General features: G+C 30.7%; 1 protein-coding gene and 1 pseudogene. Both read right to left on the bottom strand.

Annotated features, from left to right (window positions below; all coding sequences use genetic code 11):
• Nucleotides 1-292: PKD domain-containing protein (locus FUA24_RS17225; protein ID WP_187388318.1), on the bottom strand; the 292-nt coding region annotated here is incomplete at its 3' end.
• A 212-nt stretch (nucleotides 293-504) separates the two neighbouring features.
• A pseudogene (locus FUA24_RS17220) lies at nucleotides 505-876 on the bottom strand (ribonuclease E/G); the annotation flags it as partial.

Genomic DNA, 876 nt, shown 5'->3' with positions numbered 1-876 from the left:
CATTATCGTCATTAAAATAAATAGATGGAAAAGTACCACTAATTTCTACGGTATAAGTACCGGCTGTTGCGTAATTGTGAGTTATGTTTCCTGTAACACCAACATCAGTGTTGCCATCACCCCAATTTACGGTGTAGTTATATGTATAGGCTGGGTTTGTAGGAACCGTTATTTGGTTATTTGCAGAAGAACCAGATTCTATGTTATTAGTATTCCAGATTGATCTGAAATTTTGTGAAAATAGATTCACACTAATAAATAAAGCAAAATAAACAAGGTATTTTTTTTGCATGCTTTGGTGTTTTTGTTTGCGAAGTGAAAAATGAATTATAGCTTTAAATTTTAAAATGAACTTGTAGAGTTATGGCTCAATTTAAAATAAGTAAGTAGGTATATTGTATTCATAATTAATGTTTTGGTGTTAACAAATGTAAATAAATAATTTAAAAACACCGATAAAAAACAAAAAAACCCGCTAACTTGCATAAAGTAGCGGGTTTAATTTTATTTTAACTGATTACCTTTTTTATCAAAAAAGTGATATTCTAGGTATGTGTAAGCATCTCTTGGTAAAATTTTAACCCATTTTTTGTGTTCAAAAAACCATTTTGAACGAATAGATGGAAAACCTTTTGTTAAAAAGGCTGCTATAAAAGGATGTGTGTTTAAAGTCAACTTTTTATAGTCTTTTCTGTATAGTTGTTCAAGGTCATGCGTAATTTTTTGTACTAGCCCAATGGGTGCTTCAATTTCAGCACCATTAACACCGTTAGGATTTTCTTCACGGGTTTTAATATCTAATTCTGGGCGTACACGTTGCCTTGTTATTTGTATCAATCCAAATTTACTTGGCGGCAAAATTTTATGTTTAGCTCT

The sequence above is a fragment of the Seonamhaeicola marinus genome (assembly GCF_008085455.1).
The sequence above is the reverse complement of the archived record's forward strand: the minus strand, read 5'-3'. Positions and strand labels throughout refer to the sequence as shown.